Consider the following 18,158-nt stretch of genomic DNA (forward strand, 5'->3'; position numbering starts at 1 on the left):
GGCACTCACAATCGATGATTAGGAGATGTCGGCGACCATGCCTCGGCGACGCAGTCGATCCAGCGTCAGCGCCAGGGTGACCGGACGACCAAAGTAGTAGCCCTGCGCATCGCGCACGCCGAGGTCGATGAGAATCTCGGCCATTTCTCGACTCTCGATCCCCTCGACGATCACGCGATGCCCCAAGTTGTCGCCGAACGACTGGAATGCCTTGATGACCTCTCGCTGTCGCGCATCGTCGAGGTTGTCGATCAGGCCCTTGTCGATCTTGAGGATGTCCATCGGAAAGTGCACAAGTGCGCCGACGACGGAGTCGTCGGAGCCGTAGTCGTCGAGTGCGAGCAGCACTCCGGCGCGCTGCAGGCGCTCGGCGTCGCGCCGCAGATCATCGGTCACGGTGCGCAGCGACCGCTCGTTGAGCTCGATGCACAGCTTGATATGCGGGTAGGCCTGCGCGGCTTCTCGGATGAACGGACCGAGCTGGTTCTCGCTGATCTGCCAGAGCTCGAGGTTGACCGTCATGCACTCGACCGAAGGTTCGATCGCGCGAAACTGCTCAGCGGCATCGAGCGCTTTGCGGATGACCTGCTGCGTCAACTCATTCATGAGCCCGAGACTCTTCGCACGAGCGATGAGCGAGGGCGCCGAGATCGGGCCGAGTTCAGGGTCTACGTAGCGGGTCAGCGCTTCGAACGCCCACAGACGATTGGTCGACATGTCGACAATCGGCTGGAACGCGAGCATCAACCGGTTGTCTCGAATCGCACGCGCGACAATTTCGTTCAGACGCGTCGAACGATGCGAGGAGACACTCACGCTGCTGCTCTCAACGACGCTCCCCTGACGTCGCGTGCGCTTCGCGTGCAGCATTGTGCGATCAGCGTCTTCGACGAGTGACTGCGCATCGATCTCCCGGTGGCTGGAGAACGCCAAGCCAGCACTCACCACGGGCCGCATGAGGTGACCTTCGAGATCGATCTGTTCGCTGAGCGCAGCAACGATCTGATCGGCCGAATCTTTCGCCTGATCGATCGAGACGAGACCGGTGAGAATGACCACGAACTCGTCGCCGCCGACGCGTGAGACGAAGTCGCCACCGCCGGCCGCACGCTGCAGTCGGCGCGCAATCGCGCACAGCAGTTCATCGCCGGCGCGGTGGCCGTAATTGTCGTTCAACTTCTTGAAGTTATCGAGGTCGAGGAAGAGTAGGGCGATGCCCTCGTGATAGGGACGGTGCTCGTTCGCTTCGACGAGCGCCTTCTGAAAGGCGCCGTAGTTGGGCAGGCCGGTCAGCGGATCGCTGTTCGCCCGCTGTTCGAGCGTGTCGACTTCCTCTTGCATGCGCGCCGCCTCGGTGGCGAGGTGTGCGAGCGTCGAGAGGGTGCGCTCGTCATCGCGACTGAACGTGCCCCCACCGACCTTGCCCGACGCGACGAGAAACTGATCGACGCCCGACTCAACGCGCACGGGCGCACCGATCTCTCGGCGCTCGGGGGCGCCACCGCGCAGTTCGACCTCGTCGGCGTGCACGATCGCCTGTGCGCGGTCGCGCAGCACCCCTGCAAGCGCTTCACCGCTTTGCCGGGGGAACTCGATGGCCGCATCGACAACGGCGTGCAGACGGGCCTCCACGTCATCGGAGCGCGAGCGCTGCGCGAGCACGTAGAAGATCGATCCGGCGAGCAGCACCACGAACGGGGTCAGACTCACGTTGGGGTCGCCTTCGAGCCAGGAGATCACGGACGCATCGAAGTAGTTGATGAGAATGGCCGCTGCGGCGACGATGCAGATGACGACGACGACCCGCAACGGACGCACCGCCGAGGTGATGACGCTGCGGTCGGATGCGGATCGCGTGCGTTGGCGAACGAATTCGACGATTAAGAATACGGAGTAGTAGGCCGCCGTCGCCAGCACGAAAGCGACGATGAACCAGATGTCGAGCGCGGCGAGGCCGATCCGCACTCCCACGAATGCGCAGGCGCCGAGCGTGCTCACGCCGGTGAGGTAGCAAGCGTGCACGACGTTGCGCCGCATGATGGACTGCGAGATGAGCACGCCGATCGCCCAGACGGAGATGCCAAGGAACGGCGCGCCGTGCATCGGCTCGATCGCGAGCATCACAATGGACACGCCGACGACCGGGTATCCGCGGTCGTACCCGATGCGCAATTGGAACGGCCCGCAGATGATCACGCTGGCGATCACGGTGAGCACCAGCGTCCAGGATCTCGGCTCTGATCCGGCAAGCGCCACGACGCCGACGACGACCGCGACGATCGCGATCACGATGAACGGCGCAGCGAAAACTCGGTCTCGCGCCGTCGTTGCTTCGCGTCCCACCACGACCCCATTCTCGAATATGCCTGTCGCAGCATTCTAAATGCGAGTGGCAGCAGCTCATTATGGCATGCGTGGGATGTCGCGACTCACCTATTCGTCACCCGCGAATGAGCCGTTCTGTGTAGGGTGAAGACATGCTCGAGATCTCACACGAGGACTTCGAATCTCTGGTCGCCGACGGCCTCGATTCGCTGCATGACGACATGCTCGCGCAACTCGACAACGTCATCTTTCTCATCGAAGACGAACCGGTAGACGGCAGCGATACGCTCGGGGTCTACGAGGGCTTCTCCTTGGCAGAGCGCGGCGTCTACGGGTATGGCGAAGAGCCGGATCGCATCATTCTCTTCCGGGACAACCTGCTGAGGCACTGCGCCGACCATGACGAACTGGTGCACGAGATCCGGGTCACGCTGGTGCACGAGATCGCGCACTTCTACGGCATCTCAGAATCGCGCATCCACGAGCTCGGATGGGGGTGACCATGCAGGCAACGGATGCGCAGCGCAGCGCAGAGCTGGCAACACGCCACGAGCCGATCTGGCAGACCGTGGTGTGGGACGATCCGGTGAATCTGATGTCATACGTCTCGTACGTGTTCCAGCAGTACTTCGGGTTCTCACGGGAGCGCTCGGAGGAACTCATGCTGCGTGTGCATCACGGTGGCAGCGCGGTGGTCGCCGAGGGCGCTCGCGAGGCGATGGAGATGCACGTCGAAGCGATGCACGGCTACGGTCTCTGGGCGACCGTGCGCCAGGGAGGAACCTCATGAAGCTCCTGCCGATCCCCGGTACAGGCTTGCGGCTGCTGCTCGACCACGACGAAGCCGCGATGCTCGACCAACTCATCACGCAGCTCACACAGCTGCTGCAGAGCCACAGTAGCACCGCGCTCGATCCCGACCCACTGTTCGCGAGCCTCGAAGTGGGCGGATCGGACGAGACTCCCGAGGATCCGGCGCTCGCTCGACTGTTTCCCGACGCCTACGAGGATTCAGACGAGTCAGGCACGTTTCGCAGCGTCACCGAACAGGGACTCATCAATCGCAAACTGCAGGATGCGATGGAGGTGACCGCGGCACTCGGACTCGGCGCCGATGCCATCGACGAGACCTCCGCGGTCGAAGTGGAGATCACCCCTGCATCGTTGCCCGCATGGGTGCGCACCGTCACCGCACTGCGGTTAGCGATCGCCGCCCGCATCGGTCTCGATGAAACGGAGGATCGCGAACGGCTGCTCGAGCATGAGGACTCGCGGGGTACCGTGCTCGTGTTCGACTGGTTGGCCGCGATCCTCGAATCCGTGCTCGCGATCTTCGCGTCGGTGACTGCGGACGCCGCGGGAGATCACAGCGACGACGAAGTCGAGTGAGACCGACTATCCCTGATCAGGCCCCGGGGCTTCCAGGGAACGCGGGTCGACGACGGCCCCGCGCCCGGTGAGCAGGCTCGCCGAGGTGACACCGTCGGTACCGAACCGGCCCCGCACCTCATCCACCGCGTGATCGACCGCGCGCCAGCCGTCGTCGTCGCTCCACAGCGCCGCGAGATCGCTGCCTGCGGCGACGAGTTGTTCGGCACGCACGCCGATCAAGCGCACCGCTCGACCACCGCGGTCGACGCCCTCGAACAGTTCTTTCGCGGTCTGGAAGATGCGCTGGGTCGCGTGCGTGGCTTCTCCCAGCGTTCGGGAACGGGTGATGGTCTCAAAGTTGCCCCAGCGCACTTTGATCGAGATCGTGCGCGATTCGAGCCCGGCTGCGCGCAACCGCTCACCGGCGCGCGTCGACAGTCGCAGCAGTTCGCGGTGCAGCACGGCCACATCCGAAACGTCGTGGGCGAAGGTCTCCTCATGCCCGATACTCTTTTCGACTCGCGTCGTCTCGACCCGGCGGGCATCGCGACCGTTCGCGAGGTCGTGCAGGCGCTGCGCGCTGGCACGACCGACGATGCGTTCCAGCGCTGAGAGCGGTTCACGAGCGAGCTCCCCCACCGTGTGGATCGCTCGCGCATGCAGCGCGCGTTCGGTCGCCTGCCCAACTCCCCACATCGCTCCGATCGGCAGGGGATGCAAGAACTCGAGCGTGCGCGCGGGAGGAATCTCGAGGATGCCATCGGGTTTCGCCCGCTGAGACGCGAGCTTCGCGATGAACTTCGTGCCGGCCAGCCCCACCGAGGCGGGGAGCCCCGTGCGCTCGCGCACGCGCTCACGGATCGCACGCGCGATCTCCACGGGAGCGCCGAAGAGCCGCACGGTGCCCGCGACGTCGAGGAACGCCTCGTCGATGCTCAGCGGCTCGACCAGGGGCGTGAACTCCTCGAACACCGCCATCACCGCGCGCGATGCCTCGCGGTACTTCGCGTAGGTGGGCGTGACGAGCACGAGCTGCGGGCAGAGCTGCTTGGCGCGCGCGACCGGCATCGCCGACCGCACACCGAATTTTCGCGCCTCGTAGCTGGCACTGGACACCACGGACCGCGAGGTGTCGTGCGCCGCAGCGACCGGCAGACCGCGCAGCTCGGGGCGTTCGAGCAATTCCACGGAGACGAAGAACGAGTCCATGTCGACGTGCAGCATCGAGGCGATCTCACGCGGCGCTTCGAACATACGTACTATTTCACCACGTCAGCGGGTCAGCTGCCAGTCTCAAGCACGAGTCGCGCGAGTTCCTCGTCGACCACAAGCTCCGTCACGATTCGTGCGGCAAGCGCACCGCGCAGGCTATCGCGTTTCGCCGTACCCGAGACGACGCACAGGCGACGCGGAATCCGTCGCACGACGTCGAGCGACGGCCCGCTCGACCGTTCATTCATCGCGATTCCGTCAGTGCTGCCGTCGCTGCGGTAGAAGACCGTGCCGCAATCACCGACGACGCCCGATCGCACGAGATCCTGCAAATCATCACGGTCGAGGTATCCGCCGGAGTAGATACGGGATCTGGGGTCTCCGATCCGAGATCCCAGACCGAAGACGTACAGGTCGCTCGACGCCTGGAGCTCGAGCACCCGGCTCACGGATCGTTCGCGCCACATTGCACGACGAGTGTTCGGGTCGTCAAAGATTGCGGGAACCGAGAACTGATAGACCGAAGCGGCGAAGGCATTGCCGAAGCCGCCGAGCAGCTCGGCTGCGTACGACACCCCCGTCGTACGCACATTCGCCGCGCCGTTCATCTGCACGATGCGCGCCTCGTGCGCGGTCTTCGACGGCAGGTGCCGCGCCACGGCGCTCATCGTGGCGCCCCAGGCGACGCCGATGGTCGATCGATCGCCGACCGCTGCCGCGACCCGGTAGGCGGCCGTGCGCGCCGTGCGCTCCAAACGATCGGCCTCACTCGCGCGTACGGGTGACGATACGACGTGCGCCGTGATGCCGTAGTGCTCGGACAGGCGCTGCTCGAGCTGGGAACGCGCCTCCTGGGGCGAGTGCACCTGAATCTCGACGAGGCCGGTGTCGCGCGCATAGGTGAGGAGCCGCGACACCGATGAGCGAGAGACTCGCATCTCTTGTGCGATCGCCTCCATGGTGAGGTTCTGCAGGTAGTAGAGCTGCGCTGCACGCAATGCTTCCCGTGATTTGGACGGATTTGCAGACACCGGTGCCCCTTTCGTCGCATGAGATGAACACATAATGCACATACGTGCAACGGTCTTGCAACTCAGTGCACGAGTGGAGGAAGCTGAGGCCAACGCTGAAAGGTTTGGAGCCATGAACGATCGCACCACGACTATTCGCCCTGCTGTCACGCGACTGCAGGATCGCCCACACGCCGACGTGCTGATCATCGGCGGGGGCATCAACGGGATCGCGACTTTCCGCGAACTGGCACTCCAGGGCGTCGATGTCGCGCTCGTCGAGCGCGGAGACTTCGTGTCGGGCGCGTCGTCGGCGTCGAGCCACATGGTGCACGGCGGGGTGCGCTATCTCGAGAACGGCGAGTTCCGGCTCGTGCAAGAGGCGGTGACCGAGCGCAATCGCCTGCTCCGCACCGCACCGCACTACGTGCGCCCCCTCAAGACGACGATTCCGATCTTCTCGACGTTCTCGGGCATCCTATCTGCCCCCTTCCGCCTGCTGGTCACGCACGGTCGCGGCAAGCCGAACGAGCGCGGCGCCGCGCTGATCAAGATCGGCCTCACGCTCTATGACACTTTCTCCCGCGATGGCGGCCAGGTTCCTCGCCATCAGTTCCACGGCAAGCGCCGCTCGCTGAGCGCGCTACCTCAGCTGAACGACGGCATCAAGTACACCGCGACCTACTACGACGCGTCGATGCACGACCCCGAGCGCCTCGCGCTCGACGTGCTGCACGACGGCGCCGTCGCCGGCGGTGACCGCGCACGCGCGGCGAACTACCTCCCCGCCGTCGGCTTCGAGAACGGCGCGGTGCAGCTGCGCGACGAGACCACCGGCGACGAGTTCGATTTCACCGCCAAGGTGATCCTGAACACCAGCGGCCCGTGGACCGACCTCACCAACGCCGCTCTCGGCGAGCGCACGCAGTTCATGGGCGGCACGAAGGGCTCGCACATCGTGCTCGACCACCCCGAGCTACTCGCGGCCACCGGTGGCCGCGAGATCTTCTTCGAGCACTCAGACGGCCGCATCGTGCTGATCTACCCGCTGAAGGATCGCGTGCTCGTCGGCACCACCGACATCAACGCCGACCCGAGTACCCCGGTGAGCGCCACAGCCGACGAGGTCGATTACTTCTTCGACCTGATTTCGCACGTCTTCCCGAAGATCACCGTCGACCGATCGCAGATCGTGTACACGTTCTCCGGTATCCGGCCGCTGCCGCGCCACGATGATACGGCCCCCGGCTTCGTCTCGCGCGATTACCGCATCGTCGCATCGGAGCGCGCAGGCGTGCCGCTCCTCAGCCTCGTCGGCGGCAAGTGGACGACGTTCCGTGCGCTCGCCGCGCACCTCGCGAACGATACCCTTGCGCTGCTCGGAGTCGAACGCACCGTGGGCACCGAGACGCTCGCGATCGGTGGCGGCAAGAACTTCCCGCGCTCGCAATCCGCGCGCACCCGCTGGGTCGCCGAACACGCTGACGGCACCGACCGCGCGCGCACCGAGCAGTTGCTCGAACGCTATGGAACGCGCGCCGAGGAGATTCTCGCCGCGGCACCGGAGGACGCCACAGACCTCCCGCAGCTCCCGGGCTACACCGCCGCAGAGCTCGCGCACCTCGCGGCGACGGAAGACGTCGTACACCTCGACGACCTCCTGCTGCGGCGCACCTCGATCGCCTTCGTCGGCGGCCTCACGCTCGAGCGTGTGCGCGCCGCTGCCGAGGCGATCGCCGAGGCACTGAACTGGGATGCCGCGCGCGTCGAAGACGAAATCGCGCGCACGGTCCAACTGCTCCGCACCGCCCACCGTATCGACGTCGAACGCGGAGGCGTTGTCGTAGATATCTAGTCCGGTTCGGCCCGCGGGGGCGCCGCACTACTTTCGGCTCCCCCGCACTCCATCACCACCCGTGAACGCCACCAGCGTTCGCACTCCCGAAAGGTCAAAGACGACATGCCAGATGTCAACCTCGGTCTGTATTTCCTCTCAGAACTCGTCGGCACGGGGCTCCTCGTGCTGCTCGGCTGCGGCGTCGTCGCGAACGTCGCCCTCGCCAAGACGAAGGGCAACGGAGGCGGCTTCCTCCTCGTGAACTGGGGCTGGGGCCTCGCCGTGTTCGTCGGCGTGCTGGGTTCCGCATATTCGGGAGCGATCCTGAACCCCGCTGTCGGCGTCGGCCTGGCGATCGCCGGCAAGATCAGCGTCGTGCAGTTCTTGGTCGCCACTGCGGCCGAGCTGATCGGTGCAATCATCGGCGCTGTGCTCTGCTGGGTCGCATACCGCTCGCACTTCGATGAGGAGCCGGATGCAGCCGCCAAGCTCGGCGTCTTCTCGACCGGCCCCGCGATCCGCACGCCCTTCGGCAACTTCCTCACCGAGGTCATCGGCACCTTCGTGCTCGTGTTCTCCGTCTTCGCCTTCGCCGACTACGGCGACATCCAGGTCGGTGTGCCCGGAGGCCTCGGGCCGCTCACCGCACTGCCCGTCGCGCTCGTCGTCGTCGGTATCGGCGCGTCGCTCGGCGGCCCCACCGGCTACGCCATCAACCCGGCTCGTGACCTGGGACCCCGTATCGCGCACGCGATTCTGCCGATCAAGGGCAAGGGCTCGAGCGACTGGGGCTACGCCTGGATTCCGGTCGCAGGCCCGCTCGTCGGCGGCGCGATCGCCGCACTCTCAGCCCCCGCACTGCTCGGATTCGTCGGCGCAGCCTAGGCTCGCAGGCATCGACACGCAACGAAGCTGACCCGAAAGGAATCCCATGTCCGAATACATCATCGCTATCGACCAGGGCACCACCTCGAGCCGCGCCATCATCTTCGACAAGAAGGGCTCGATCATCTCCGTCGGCCAGAAGGAGCATGAGCAAATCATGCCCCACGCCGGCTGGGTCGAGCACGACGCCTCCGAGATCTGGGGCAATGTGCAAGAGGTCATCGGCGTCGCCCTCGGACGCGCCGACCTCACCCGCCACGACATCGCGGCGATCGGCATCACCAACCAGCGCGAAACCGCGGTGGTCTGGAACCGTAAGACGGGTGAGCCCGTCTACAACGCGATCGTCTGGCAAGACACCCGCACGCAAGACATCGTCGACCGCCTCGCAGCCGACGGCGGCACCGATCGATTCAAGAGCATCGTCGGGCTCCCCCTCGCCACCTACTTCTCGGGTACGAAGGTCGCCTGGATCCTTGAAAACGTCGAGGGGGCTCGCGAAGCCGCCGATGCCGGCGATCTGCTCTTCGGCACGACCGACAGCTGGGTCATCTGGAACCTGACCGGCGGCGTCGACGGCGGCGTCCATGTCACTGACGTGACCAACGCCTCACGCACGCTCTTCATGGACCTCAAGACGCTCGAGTGGCGCGATGACATCCTCGAGGCCTTCGGCGTGCCGCGCTCGATGCTCCCCGAGGTCAAGTCGTCGTCCGAGGTCTACGGCGTCGCGAAGAACTCCTCGCTGTTGCGCGAAACTCCGATCGCGGGCATCCTCGGTGACCAGCAGGCGGCGACCTTCGGCCAGGCAGCGTTCACTGCCGGCGAGTCGAAGAACACGTACGGCACCGGCTGCTTCCTGATCTTCAACACGGGCGAAGAAATCGTCCACTCGAAGAACGGGCTGCTCACCACGGTCGGGTACAAGCTCGGCGACGGCCCCACCCACTACGCGCTCGAGGGCTCGATCGCCGTGACCGGGTCGCTGATCCAGTGGTTGCGCGACCAGCTCGGGATCATCGAGAGCGCTCCCGAGGTCGAGCAATTGGCGGATACCGTACCCGACAACGGCGGCGTCTACATTGTGCCGGCCTTCTCGGGGCTCTACGCGCCGTACTGGCGGCCCGACGCACGCGGTGCCATCCTCGGACTCACCCGATACGCCAATAAGGGCCACATCTCCCGTGCAGCTCTCGAGGCCGTGGCGTACCAGACGCGCGACGTGCTCGACGCGGTGAACGCGGATGCAGGGGTGGACCTCACCGAGCTCAAGGTCGACGGCGGCATGGTCGCGAACAACGCGCTCATGCAGTTCCAGGCCGACATCCTCGGCGTTCCGGTCGTGCGCCCGGTGGTCGCCGAGACGACCGCGCTGGGCGCTGCCTACGCCGCTGGCCTCGCCGTGGGCTACTGGTCGGGCCTCGATGATCTCTCTGCCAACTGGCAGGAGGACCGTCGCTGGGAGCCGGAGCTCGATTCGGCCGAGCAGGAGCGCCTGCTGCGCCAGTGGCGCAAGGCCGTGACCAAGTCGATGGACTGGGTCGACGAGGACGCTCGCTAACCGCGTCTCCGCACAACGAAACGGGCGGTCGGTGCTCCATGCACCGGCCGCCCGTTTCGTTGTCTACCGGGGTGAACTACTCGACTTGAGCACGCTCGAGCACGAGTTCGCGCACGCGAGCCGCGTCGGCCGAGCCGCGCATCGCCTTCATCACGGCACCGATGATCGCGCCGGCGGCCTGCACCTTGCCATCGCGGATCTTGGCGAGCACGTCGGGCTGCTCGGCAAGCGCCGCATCGACAGCCGCGACGAGTGCACCCTCGTCGGAGACGATCGCCAGCCCGCGGGCGTCCACGATCTCGGAGGCGGTGCCTTCGCCGTCAATGATGCCGGCGATCACCTGGCGCGCCAGCTTGTCGTTGAGGGTGCCGTCGTCGACGAGCGCGACGACGGACGCAACCTGCTCAGGTGTGATCAGATCGGCTGACGCGGCGGAGCGCTCGTTCGCGATACGGGCGATCTCACCCGTCCACCACTTGCGCGCGGTCTGGGCCGGCACGCCGGTGGCGACGGTCGCCTCGATCGTGCCGAGCAGACCCGCGTTCACGAGGTCCTGGAACTCGAGCGCCGAGAATTGCCAGTCGTCGCGGAGGCGGCGACGGCGCAGCGTCGGATGTTCGGGCAGCTGCGCGCGCAGCTCCTCGACCAGCTCGCGAGACGGTGTGAGCGGGGCGAGGTCGGGCTCGGGGAAGTACCGGTAATCGTCGGCGTCGCTCTTCGGGCGTCCGGGCGAGGTCTCCCCCGTGTCTTCATGCCAGTGGCGCGTCTCTTGCGTGATCGTGCCACCCTCGGAGAGGATCTTCGCCTGACGCTGGATCTCGAATCGCACCGCTCGCTCGATCGAGCGCAGCGAGTTCACGTTCTTCGTCTCCGTGCGCGTGCCGAGCACTGACATACCGGCCCCCTCGTTGCCACGGGGGCGCAGCGAAACGTTCGCGTCGCAGCGGATGTTGCCGCGTTCCATGCGGGCATCCGAAATGCCGAGCGCCACGACGATATCGCGGATCGTCGACACGTAGGTGGCGGCGATCTCGGGGGTGTCGGCTTCGCCGCCGAAGATCGGACGCGTCACGATCTCGACGAGGGGCACACCCGCGCGGTTGTAGTCGACGAGAGAGTACTCGGCACCCTGGATGCGACCCGTTGATCCACCGATGTGGTTGAGCTTGCCGGCGTCCTCTTCCATGTGCGCGCGCTCGATCGGCACGTGGATGACTCGGCCCGATGCGAGCTCAATCTCGACCGAGCCGTCGTGCGCGATCGGGTCGTCGAACTGCGAAATCTGATAGTTCTTGCCCATGTCAGGGTAGAAGTAGTTCTTCCGCGCGAAGCCCGAGACCTCGGCGATGTCGCAGCCGAGCGCGAGCCCGAGGCTGATGGAGTAGCGCACCGCCTCATGATTGAGCACGGGAAGCGAGCCGGGCAGACCGAGGCAGACCGGTGCAAGGTTCGTGTTCGGTTCCGAGCCGAATACGTTGGGCGCGGGCGAGAACATCTTGGTCTTCGTGTTGAGCTCGACATGCACTTCGAGGCCGATGACCGGTTCGAAGAGTTCGAGGGCTCGTTCAAAGTCGAGCACGGGCGTTTTCGCCATCAGAGGGCCGCCTTTCCGGCCGCAGCCGCTGCGAGGGATGCCGTGTCGAGCGACGGGGCCTGCGCCCAGAAGGGTGAGCCGTCGCGGTCGGCGATGAGTCGTTCGATCGCACTGCCGGCGCGATAGAGCCGCGCGTCCTCGAACGCGGGAGCCATGAGCTGCAGCCCGACGGGCAGGCCGTCTTCTTCGGCGGTGCCGATCGGCAGGCTGATGCCCGGGATGCCGGCCAGGTTGGCGGGAATCGTCGTAGCGTCGTTCAGGTAGTCCTGCAGCGGGTCGCCGGCGTGAGCACCCAGCGCCCAGGCGGTGGTGGGAGCGGTCGGCGAAGCAATGACGTCGACCTGGTCGAACGCTGCCGCGAAATCGCGCTGGATCAGCGTGCGTACCTGCTGCGCGCTGCCGTAGTAGGCGTCGTAGTAGCCCGCGGAGAGTGCATAGGTGCCGAGGATGATGCGTCGCTTCACTTCGGCGCCGAACCCTGCGGCTCGCGTCGCGCTCATGACGCTCTCGACGGTGCCGCCACCCTCGGGCGTGACGCGGAGGCCGAAGCGCACGGAATCGTACTTCGCGAGGTTGCTTGAGGCCTCCGCGGGAAGGATCAGGTAGTACGCGGCGACGGCGTACTCGAAGTGGGGTGCGTCGATCTCGACGATCTCGGCACCCTGGGCCTCGAGCAGAGCGAGCGCTTCTTCGAAGCGCTGCTTGACGCCGGCCTGTACGCCGTCGACCATGAGCTGCTTCACAACCCCGACACGCAGCCCGCGCAGCGATGCAGGGTCGGCACCGTCACGAGCCGCCTGAGACATTGACGGCCAGGCGAAGTCGAGCGAGGTCGAATCGTGGTGATCGTGCCCCGCGATCACATCATGCAGCAGCGCCGTGTCGAGCACGGTGCGGGCGCACGGACCGATCTGGTCGAGCGAGGAGGCGAGCGCGATCGCACCGTAGCGGCTCACGCCGCCGTACGTCGGCTTCACGCCGACGGTGCCGGTGAGCGCGGCGGGCTGGCGAATCGAGCCACCGGTATCGGAGCCCAGTGCCAGTGGCGCCTCGAATGCGCCGACGGCGGCTGCAGAGCCACCGCCCGAGCCTCCGGGCACTCGGTCGAGCTGCCAGGGGTTCAGCGTCGGACCGTAGGCCGAGTTCTCGGTGGATGACCCCATCGCGAACTCGTCCATGTTGGTCTTACCAATGGAGACCAGTCCAGCTGCACGGGCTCGAGCGACCGCGGTCGCGTCGAAGGGCGAACGATAGCCCTCGAGAATCTTGGAACCCGAGGTCGACGGCATGTCGGTGGTGACCAGTACGTCCTTGACCGCGAGCGGAACGCCGGCAAGTTCACCGAGCGATTCGCCGGCGGCGCGACGGGCGTCGATCGATCGCGCAGCCGCGAGCGATGCTTCGGCGTCGGTCGCGAGAAAGGCGTTCAGCGCGGGGTCAACCGCAGAAATACGGTCGAGGTGCGCACGCGTGGCCTCTTCCGAGGAGATATCACCCTGGGCGATCTTCGCTGCGAGGTCGGCCGCGGTCAGCTGTGTCAGTTCAGTCATGATGCGCCTTACTGCTCTTCACCGAGGATGGACGAGACTCGGAACATGCCGTCGGTTGCCTCGGGCGCGTTCTGCAAGGCCTCGTCGCGCGTGAGCACGTCTGCGACCTCATCGGGACGCGTCACGTTGTTCAGGGGAATCGGGTGACTCGTGGTCGGCACATCGGGCGTGGTGACCTCGCCCACCTTCGCGATATTCGTGAGGATGGAGCCGAGGTCGCTGGTGAGCGACGTGATCTCATCGGGGGTCAGGGCGATTCGGGCGAGGCCGGCGAGATGCTGCACGGTTTCAGCCGTGATCTCGGTGCTCGCCGCGCTGGGTTCAGGCATGCTGCTCCATCGGGAGTGGTCTTCTGGGAACGCGTTCCATCCTATCTGCGGCGGTCGCACCACCGGCTCAGGGTTCGCGTGCGGTCACGAGCCCGCCGAAGGCTCCTCTGCGCTCCACGGAACCAAAGGCAGCGGCGTATTCGCTCGGGTGCCGTCGACGTTCCAGAGGCCGGAGCACCCACGACGATGGCTCGTGATGAGATGGGCATCGGCGATGCCGATCGCCGTCATCAGCGCGTAGACCGTCGTCGGACCGACGAACGCGAAGCCTCGTCGTTTGAGTTCGCGAGCGAGCGCGACGGACTCGACTGACGTGCTGGGCACGTCGGCATCGGTGACCGGCGCCGGCGATCGCTCAGGTCGAAACCCCCAGACGAAGGCGGCGAGCCCGCTCCCGGTCTCTGCGACCAGGCGCTGCGCGGCCCGCGCGTTCGCAATCGTGGCATCGATCTTGCGTCGATTCCGGATGATTGTCGCATCATCGAGCAGCCTCACGACGTCGGCATCGCCGAAATCGGCGACCCGGTCGATGTCGAACCCATCGAACGCAGCACGGAATGCTTCGCGCTTGCGCAGCACCGTCAGCCACGATAACCCCGACTGAAAGGCTTCGAGCGAAAGGCGCTCGAACACGCCGTTGTCGTCAAAACTCGGCATGCCCCATTCGCCGTCGTAGTACTCGGTCAACAGCGGATCTTGTGTTGCCCAGGCCGCGCGTCGCGGCGTCGGGGTGTCGCTCATGCAAGCTCCCATCTCATCGGAGGCGGAGTGCTCTCGCGCCTCCTGACGACGCTAGCGACCCGCTGGACACTCCGAACACCGAACCGGGACATCTGTGGATAACTCGGGCAGCAGCCGGTTTACTCCGGCGTCGCAGCTTCCGTTTCCGCAGACAGTCCGAGCGCGTCGGGTCCCTGCGTGACGAGCACTGCAAACTGCGCGGCATCGAGCACCGGAATGCCGAGATCTTCGGCCTTCCCCAGCTTCGATCCGGCGCCTGGCCCGGCTGCGACGTAATCGGTGTTCTTCGACACGCTCGAAGCGGCTTTGCCGCCGGCCGCGATGATCGCCTCCTTTGCCCCATCCCGGGTGAAGCCGTCCAGTGAACCCGTGGCCACGATGATGAGGCCGGCAAGCACTCCCCCTTCGGCGACCGCTGCGCCCGGGCCCGGATGCCCGGGCGTGGCCCACTGCACTCCGGCCTCCGCCCAGCGATCCACGATCTCGCGATGCCAGTCGACGTCGAACCACGCCAGCAGCGACTCGGCGATAATGCCCCCGACGCCGTCGACCTGCGCAAGCTCCGCTTCAGTGGCCGCACGGATCGCCTCGAGTGAACCGAACCAGTCGGCGAGCGCGCGCGCTGCAACCGGCCCGACGTGGCGGATATTCAGGGAGACGATCAGGCGCCAGAGCGGTTTGGTCTTCGCCCGCTCGAGTTCCGCGAGGAATGTCTCGGCATCGCGCGAAGCGACGACGCGCTCCTCCTGCGTGATTCCGGCTTTACGCCGCTCGGCAGCGGTCGCGCGGTCCCACGGCTCGGGGTAGAACTTCTCCGTCTTCTGGAACGGCCTGCGTCGCCGAGGTTCGCCGGTCGCGTCGTCGAGGCGCGGTTCGCCCGTTTCGCTATCGCGAACGATCACTTCGATCGGCACGAGCTGGTCGAGCGTCAAGTCGAACAGCCCGGCTTCGGTTTCGAGCGGTGGGGTGGACGGAACTTCGGGCTGCGTCAGTGCGGCCGCCGTGATCTCCCCCAGCACCTCGATGTCGAGGCCTCCGCGCGAACCGATGTGCTCGACGCGACCGCGCACCTGAGCGGGGCAGGCCCGCGCGTTCGGACAGCGGAGGTCGATATCGCCCTCTTTCATCGCGCGCAGCTCGGTGCCGCACTCCGGGCAGTGCTCCGGCATCTGCCACTCCGGGGCGTCCTCATCACGGAGCTCAAGCACTGCACCCAGCACTTCGGGAATCACGTCGCCCGCCTTGCGCAGCACCACGGTGTCACCAATGCGCACGCCCTTGGCTTTCACCACTTGCTGGTTGTGCAGTGTCGCCTGGCTCACCGTCGAACCTGCCACCTTCACCGGCTCCATCACGGCGTACGGCGTCGCACGCCCGGTGCGGCCGACCCCGACTCGGATGTCGAGCAGGCGTGTGTGCACTTCCTCGGGCGGGTACTTGTAGGCGATCGCCCATCGCGGTGCCCGGCTGGTCTCACCGAGTTCGCTGTGCAGCGCGAGTTCATCGATCTTGACGACGATGCCGTCGATCTCGTGTTCGACCGAATGACGGTGCTCCCCCCGGTCTTCGATGAAGTTCGCGACGTCGTCGACGGTGTCGAACACCCGAGAATGCGGAGACACCGGAAGCCCCCACGATGCGAGCAGCGCGTACGCATCCGACTGATTCTCGATGTGCGGGTCGGGCCAGGCACCGATGCCGTGCACGTGCAGTGAGAGTCTGCCCAGTCGATCGCGCATCAAGGCGAGGTCGGCTGCTGACTTCTTCTCTGCGCGCTGCCGCAAACTGCCCGCAGCGGTATTGCGAGCATTCGCGAACTCGGGATAGCGCACCGGAATCTGCTCTTCGGGGCGGCCTTTCTCGCGCTGCTCGGCAACGAAGGCGGCCTGGAGCTCGTGCTGGCGCTCGTTCAGTGCCGCGAAATTCGCGCTTGTCAGAAAGACTTCGCCACGAGCTTCGAAGAACGGCGGGAGGTTCTCACCGGTCAGCCGCCGAGGGATCACCGGGATGAGGTCGACGTTCTCCGTGATGTCTTCGCCGACGCGACCATCTCCGCGCGTCGTCGCGGTTTCGAGCACTCCATCGCGATACGCCAAACTGATGGCGAGGCCGTCGATCTTCAGCTCCGAGAGCCAGCGCACCGGTCGACCGGCCGACGCTGCCGCTTTCGCGGCCCACTCTCGAAACTCCTCGATGGAGAAGACATTGTCGAGACTGAGCATGCGTTCAGCGTGCTCGTGCTCGGGAAAACCTGCAGAGACCACCGCAGCGCCGACTTCGCGCGTCGGGCTGTCTTGCCCGGCGAGTTCGGGAAACGCGCGTTCGATCGCCTCGAGGCGATGGAACATGGCATCGTACTCCGCGTCGGAGACCAGACTCGCGGCCTCAGAGTAGTACGACGTGCGGAGACGCTCGATATGCTCGGCGAGCCGCTCGGCCTCTGCGCGCGCCGAGTCGAAGTCTTGCGGGATCTGCTGCGTGTTCGTGCTCACGCTCCCAGTGTAGGAGCGACCACGGACAGTTATGCACTGCCTGCAGCGGACTCCATCGAGACGGCACGATCGATGGTGAACTGGCCGAGCACCCGGGTGCCGACGTAGAGCACCGCGGTCTGGCCGGGAGCAACTCCGAAGAGCGGCTCGGCGTGGTCGAGATCGATATCGACGACGACCTCATGCGTCGCCTCGGCGCGGTGCTGCTCGGTGCGCTCCGACTTAACAATGGGCTCCAGACGGGCGAATGCCGGAACCGGGTCGGCGTGGGCGCGGATCTGCACCTCGCAGGCGAATCGTTCGGCGAGGTCGAACCCCGGCTCGCCTGCCCAGCTGTAACGGCCGCCGGCGATCCGTGAGATCGCAAGATGTTCTTTCGGGCCGACGATGACCTGATTCGATACGGGCCGGATCGAGAGCACATAGCGCGGCTTGCCGTCGTCTGCGGGCCGGCCGAGCTGCAAGCCGCGGCGCTGTCCGACGGTGTACCCGTGAGCTCCATCGTGCGTGCCGATGACGTCGCCCGCCTCGTCAAGGATCTCTCCCGGCGTGCGATCGACATGGTCAGACAACCATCCACGAGTATCGCCATCAGGGATGAAGCAGATGTCATGACTGTCGGGCTTCTGCGCCACTTGCAGGCCGCGCTCCGCGGCTTCCGCGCGAATCAGCTGCTTCGACGGCGTGTCGCCCAGCGGGAAGTAGCAGTGCCGCAATTGGCGTTCGGTGAGCACACCGAGCACGTACGACTGATCTTTGGCCCAGGCACTGGCCCGGTGCAACTCGGGCCCGTGTGCCCCATCTTCGAGTGTGGCGTAGTGTCCCGTCGCCACTGCATCGAACCCCAGCGCCATGGCTTTGTCGAGCAGCGCCGCGAACTTGATCTTCTCGTTGCAGCGCATGCAGGGATTCGGGGTGCGGCCCGCAGCGTACTCGGCGATGAAATCGTCGACAACGTCTTCCTTGAAGCGCTCACTCAGATCCCACACGTAGAACGGAATGCCGAGCAGATTGGCCGCGCGCCGCGCATCCATCGCATCTTCGATCGTGCAGCAGCCTCGAGATCCGGTGCGGATCGTGCCCGGCATGCGACTCAGCGCCAAATGGACGCCGACGACCTCGTGACCGGCCTCGACGGCGCGGGCCGCCGCGACCGCGGAATCGACGCCACCACTCATCGCTGCCAGAATCTTCACCGCAACAGCCTACTCTCGCTTTGTGCCTGCGTCGAGTCGCGCATCCACCGCGCGA

General features: G+C 65.9%; 15 protein-coding genes. 6 read left to right on the forward strand and 9 right to left on the reverse strand.

Annotated elements, in window-relative coordinates:
• Positions 1-18: 18 nt before the first annotated feature.
• Positions 19-2,346, reverse strand: a complete 2,328-nt coding sequence (locus CH42_RS11515) for a putative bifunctional diguanylate cyclase/phosphodiesterase (RefSeq protein ID WP_053353276.1) — start codon at positions 2,344-2,346, stop codon at positions 19-21.
• A gap of 131 nt (positions 2,347-2,477) precedes the next feature.
• On the opposite strand from CH42_RS11515, the gene CH42_RS11520 reads away from it, so the two are divergent.
• Genes CH42_RS11520 through CH42_RS11530 form a run of 3 tightly spaced genes read left to right on the forward strand, consistent with a single transcriptional unit; the run spans position 2,478 to position 3,714 of the window.
• Positions 2,478-2,825, forward strand: a complete 348-nt coding sequence (locus CH42_RS11520; RefSeq protein ID WP_053353277.1) for a metallopeptidase family protein — start codon at positions 2,478-2,480, stop codon at positions 2,823-2,825.
• 2 nt (positions 2,826-2,827) lie between these two features.
• Positions 2,828-3,115, forward strand: coding sequence for an ATP-dependent Clp protease adapter ClpS (gene clpS / locus CH42_RS11525; protein WP_156322562.1), 288 nt, complete (start codon positions 2,828-2,830; stop codon positions 3,113-3,115).
• Positions 3,112-3,714 (forward strand): DUF2017 family protein, encoded by a 603-nt coding sequence (locus tag CH42_RS11530; protein ID WP_053353279.1) that lies wholly within the window; start codon positions 3,112-3,114, stop codon positions 3,712-3,714. Before clpS ends, CH42_RS11530 begins: the two co-directional genes overlap by 4 nt.
• A 6-nt stretch (positions 3,715-3,720) precedes the next feature.
• Here the strand turns inward: CH42_RS11530 and dinB are convergent, their stop codons facing one another.
• Positions 3,721-4,950 (reverse strand): DNA polymerase IV, encoded by a 1,230-nt coding sequence (dinB, locus tag CH42_RS11535; RefSeq protein WP_053353280.1) that lies wholly within the window; start codon positions 4,948-4,950, stop codon positions 3,721-3,723.
• 26 nt (positions 4,951-4,976) lie between these two features.
• Positions 4,977-5,972 (reverse strand): sugar-binding transcriptional regulator, encoded by a 996-nt coding sequence (locus tag CH42_RS11540; protein WP_053353281.1) that lies wholly within the window; start codon positions 5,970-5,972, stop codon positions 4,977-4,979.
• 79 nt (positions 5,973-6,051) lie between these two features.
• Here CH42_RS11540 and CH42_RS11545 point away from each other — a divergent pair, with 79 nt between their 5' ends.
• The 3 genes from CH42_RS11545 (at position 6,052) to glpK (ending at position 10,201) form a co-directional block, all read left to right on the forward strand.
• On the forward strand, positions 6,052-7,773 hold the full coding sequence (locus CH42_RS11545; protein ID WP_053353282.1) for a glycerol-3-phosphate dehydrogenase/oxidase: 1,722 nt from the start codon (positions 6,052-6,054) through the stop codon (positions 7,771-7,773).
• A gap of 105 nt (positions 7,774-7,878) precedes the next feature.
• Positions 7,879-8,640, forward strand: coding sequence for an MIP/aquaporin family protein (locus tag CH42_RS11550; protein WP_053353283.1), 762 nt, complete (start codon positions 7,879-7,881; stop codon positions 8,638-8,640).
• 46 nt (positions 8,641-8,686) lie between these two features.
• Positions 8,687-10,201, forward strand: a complete 1,515-nt coding sequence (gene glpK, locus CH42_RS11555) for a glycerol kinase GlpK (RefSeq protein ID WP_053353284.1) — start codon at positions 8,687-8,689, stop codon at positions 10,199-10,201.
• 76 nt (positions 10,202-10,277) lie between these two features.
• Here the strand turns inward: glpK and gatB are convergent, their stop codons facing one another.
• The 6 genes from gatB to mnmA form a co-directional block, all read right to left on the reverse strand.
• On the reverse strand, positions 10,278-11,795 hold the full coding sequence (gene gatB / locus CH42_RS11560) for an Asp-tRNA(Asn)/Glu-tRNA(Gln) amidotransferase subunit GatB (protein WP_053353285.1): 1,518 nt from the start codon (positions 11,793-11,795) through the stop codon (positions 10,278-10,280).
• Positions 11,795-13,345 carry an Asp-tRNA(Asn)/Glu-tRNA(Gln) amidotransferase subunit GatA gene (gatA, locus tag CH42_RS11565; RefSeq protein ID WP_053353286.1) on the reverse strand — a complete coding sequence of 517 codons (1,551 nt, stop codon included), beginning with the start codon at positions 13,343-13,345 and terminating at the stop codon, positions 11,795-11,797. The genes gatB and gatA overlap by 1 nt, the downstream gene beginning before the upstream one ends.
• A gap of 8 nt (positions 13,346-13,353) precedes the next feature.
• On the reverse strand, positions 13,354-13,674 hold the full coding sequence (gene gatC, locus CH42_RS11570; protein WP_075201448.1) for an Asp-tRNA(Asn)/Glu-tRNA(Gln) amidotransferase subunit GatC: 321 nt from the start codon (positions 13,672-13,674) through the stop codon (positions 13,354-13,356).
• A gap of 84 nt (positions 13,675-13,758) precedes the next feature.
• Complete coding sequence (locus CH42_RS11575) at positions 13,759-14,415, reverse strand: DNA-3-methyladenine glycosylase I (protein ID WP_053353287.1); 657 nt, start codon at positions 14,413-14,415, stop codon at positions 13,759-13,761.
• A gap of 119 nt (positions 14,416-14,534) precedes the next feature.
• Positions 14,535-16,907 carry an NAD-dependent DNA ligase LigA gene (gene ligA / locus CH42_RS11580; RefSeq protein ID WP_053353288.1) on the reverse strand — a complete coding sequence of 791 codons (2,373 nt, stop codon included), beginning with the start codon at positions 16,905-16,907 and terminating at the stop codon, positions 14,535-14,537.
• A 29-nt stretch (positions 16,908-16,936) separates the two neighbouring features.
• Positions 16,937-18,103, reverse strand: a complete 1,167-nt coding sequence (mnmA, locus tag CH42_RS11585; RefSeq protein ID WP_053353289.1) for a tRNA 2-thiouridine(34) synthase MnmA — start codon at positions 18,101-18,103, stop codon at positions 16,937-16,939.
• Between the last annotated feature and the right edge of the window lie 55 nt (positions 18,104-18,158).

The sequence above is a fragment of the Leucobacter musarum subsp. musarum genome (genome assembly GCF_001273845.1).
In the GTDB taxonomy this organism is placed as follows: domain Bacteria; phylum Actinomycetota; class Actinomycetes; order Actinomycetales; family Microbacteriaceae; genus Leucobacter; species Leucobacter musarum.

Bases quoted from the DNA above. Each gene is read 5' to 3' on its own strand.
- CH42_RS11520 (WP_053353277.1), top strand. From the start codon at position 2,478: ATGCTCGAGATCTCACACGAGGACTTCGAATCTCTGGTCGCCGACGGC.
- clpS (WP_156322562.1), top strand. From the start codon at position 2,828: ATGCAGGCAACGGATGCGCAGCGCAGCGCAGAGCTGGCAACACGCCAC.
- CH42_RS11530 (WP_053353279.1), top strand. From the start codon at position 3,112: ATGAAGCTCCTGCCGATCCCCGGTACAGGCTTGCGGCTGCTGCTCGAC.
- dinB (WP_053353280.1), bottom strand. From the start codon at position 4,950: ATGTTCGAAGCGCCGCGTGAGATCGCCTCGATGCTGCACGTCGACATG.
- CH42_RS11540 (WP_053353281.1), bottom strand. From the start codon at position 5,972: ATGTGTTCATCTCATGCGACGAAAGGGGCACCGGTGTCTGCAAATCCG.
- CH42_RS11545 (WP_053353282.1), top strand. From the start codon at position 6,052: ATGAACGATCGCACCACGACTATTCGCCCTGCTGTCACGCGACTGCAG.
- CH42_RS11550 (WP_053353283.1), top strand. From the start codon at position 7,879: ATGCCAGATGTCAACCTCGGTCTGTATTTCCTCTCAGAACTCGTCGGC.
- glpK (WP_053353284.1), top strand. From the start codon at position 8,687: ATGTCCGAATACATCATCGCTATCGACCAGGGCACCACCTCGAGCCGC.
- gatB (WP_053353285.1), bottom strand. From the start codon at position 11,795: ATGGCGAAAACGCCCGTGCTCGACTTTGAACGAGCCCTCGAACTCTTC.
- gatA (WP_053353286.1), bottom strand. From the start codon at position 13,345: ATGACTGAACTGACACAGCTGACCGCGGCCGACCTCGCAGCGAAGATC.
- gatC (WP_075201448.1), bottom strand. From the start codon at position 13,674: ATGCCTGAACCCAGCGCGGCGAGCACCGAGATCACGGCTGAAACCGTG.
- CH42_RS11575 (WP_053353287.1), bottom strand. From the start codon at position 14,415: ATGAGCGACACCCCGACGCCGCGACGCGCGGCCTGGGCAACACAAGAT.